At 69.9% G+C, this 1,466-nt stretch carries 3 protein-coding genes; all 3 read right to left on the bottom strand.

The features are described from left to right. Nucleotides 1-7 precede the first annotated feature (7 nt). Nucleotides 8-397 carry a hypothetical protein gene (locus MAA8898_RS25550; RefSeq protein WP_094023828.1) on the bottom strand — a complete coding sequence of 130 codons (390 nt, stop codon included), beginning with the start codon at nt 395-397 and terminating at the stop codon, nt 8-10. Between the two features lie 3 nt (nt 398-400). Further along, nucleotides 401-796 (bottom strand): curli-like amyloid fiber formation chaperone CsgH, encoded by a 396-nt coding sequence (gene csgH / locus MAA8898_RS25545; protein ID WP_141194966.1) that lies wholly within the window; start codon nt 794-796, stop codon nt 401-403. 64 nt (nt 797-860) lie between these two features. Beyond that, complete coding sequence (locus MAA8898_RS25540) at nt 861-1,295, bottom strand: curlin (RefSeq protein ID WP_176445331.1); 435 nt, start codon at nt 1,293-1,295, stop codon at nt 861-863. Nucleotides 1,296-1,466 lie beyond the last annotated feature (171 nt).

The raw sequence follows: 1,466 nt of genomic DNA, 5'->3' as shown, positions 1-1,466 counted from the left end.
GGCCCCATCACCAGCCGTGCTGGAACAGCAGGCCGGCCCGTCCGTGGCCTTGCTGCACGATATGCGCCGTCGTGCCGCGACCGGACTGGAACAGGCCGAAACTGTGGCCGCGCCCCGTCTGGGTCAGGCTGCCCGTGTGGTCCCGCCCGTCCTGCACGATGATGCCGCGGTGGCCGGGGCCGCGCTGATAGAGCCCCGCGGCGTGGTTGATGCCCTGCTGGGTGACATGGCCGTTCCTGTCGATGTCGCGATGCAGCGCGTAGAGGGCGAGCCCGGCGCGGATGGCGGCTGCCTCGTCGGCGGTGCGGGCCTGGTAGCCGAGGCTGAACTGGCCGCCCGCCGCAGCGGGAAGCGCGGCCAGCGACAGCGCGGCGGCGAGGATGATGTTGCGAAACATGGGTCAGGTCTCCTCTTTCGGGGTTCCGTTGATCAGGACCGGGCAGCGCAGGGTCAAACCGCCGGTCTTCATGGTGAGGCCGGCGTCAAGGTCGCGCGCGCGGCCGTTCAGCGTCGCCTCGTTCAGCACCGTCCGGGCGCCGGCTTTGATCGAAAAGGCGCCGCTCTGGCTCAGGTCGATGCTGCCGGCGGCGGCGTTCCGCGTCAGCCGCATCTCGTAGGTGCCGTGCATCGGGGTGGGGCTCTCGATGACGGCATGGACGTGAACCGCGCCGCCGCGCTCATCGAGGGCCAGGCGGCACCCCGGCAGCGCGGCCTGGGTGTCCGCCGCAAGGTGCGCGCTGCCGGCCGCGGCGATCACCGCGACAGAGCCCGCAAGGGCAAGCAATAGACGTGACATGGGGTCCTCCATTTCATCCAGGGGAACAGAGCGGGAGGGGACACCCCCGCCCTGATTTCCGACCTCAGTCCTGCACGATCACCACGACATTGCCGCGGCCGCGCTGGACGGTCTCGGCGGTGTGGCCGCGGCCGGACTGGAAGACGCCGACCGCGTTGCAGCGCCCGCGCTGGTCGATGTCGGCGGTATTGCCCGCGCCTGACTGGGCGATGCCCAGGATGTTGCAGCGCCCGACCTGGCTGCTGTAGGCCTCGTTGTGGCGGCCCTGCTGGCCGATCACCGTGCGGTTGCGGGCGCCGTCCTGCATCGAGATCGAGGTGTTGGCCCAGCCGTTCTGGTTCACGCTCAGACGGTTCGCGTGCCCCAGTTGCGAGGCGCCGATCGCGTGGTCGACGCCCTGCTGAAACAGCGTGACCCTGTTGCCGTCGGCCTGGGCGGTCGCGCCGATGACAAGCAGCGTGACAAGGGCGATCGGCTTGAAGATCGAGATGGCAGTCATGGTTTCTGATCCTTGTGTTCCTGGCCCGCGCCGGGGCCGTGTCGGGTGCGTGAGTCCGGCGCTCGGCATGTCGTGCCTGGCCGGTGTTCGCACCATCGGGCCGAACCGCGGATCAAAGCGATATCGGCCCCCGGTTATCCGATGGACGCGCCGCCCGGCGCGGCGCGTTAT

The sequence above is a fragment of the Antarctobacter aquimaris genome, assembly GCF_900184945.1.
Lineage (GTDB): Bacteria > Pseudomonadota > Alphaproteobacteria > Rhodobacterales > Rhodobacteraceae > Maliponia > Maliponia aquimaris.
This window is presented reverse-complemented; position numbering and strand designations above follow the sequence as displayed.

Coding starts and splice junctions, on each gene's coding strand:
- MAA8898_RS25550 (WP_094023828.1), bottom strand. CDS start 397: ATGTTTCGCAACATCATCCTCGCCGCCGCGCTGTCGCTGGCCGCGCTT.
- csgH (WP_141194966.1), bottom strand. CDS start 796: ATGTCACGTCTATTGCTTGCCCTTGCGGGCTCTGTCGCGGTGATCGCC.
- MAA8898_RS25540 (WP_176445331.1), bottom strand. CDS start 1,295: ATGACTGCCATCTCGATCTTCAAGCCGATCGCCCTTGTCACGCTGCTT.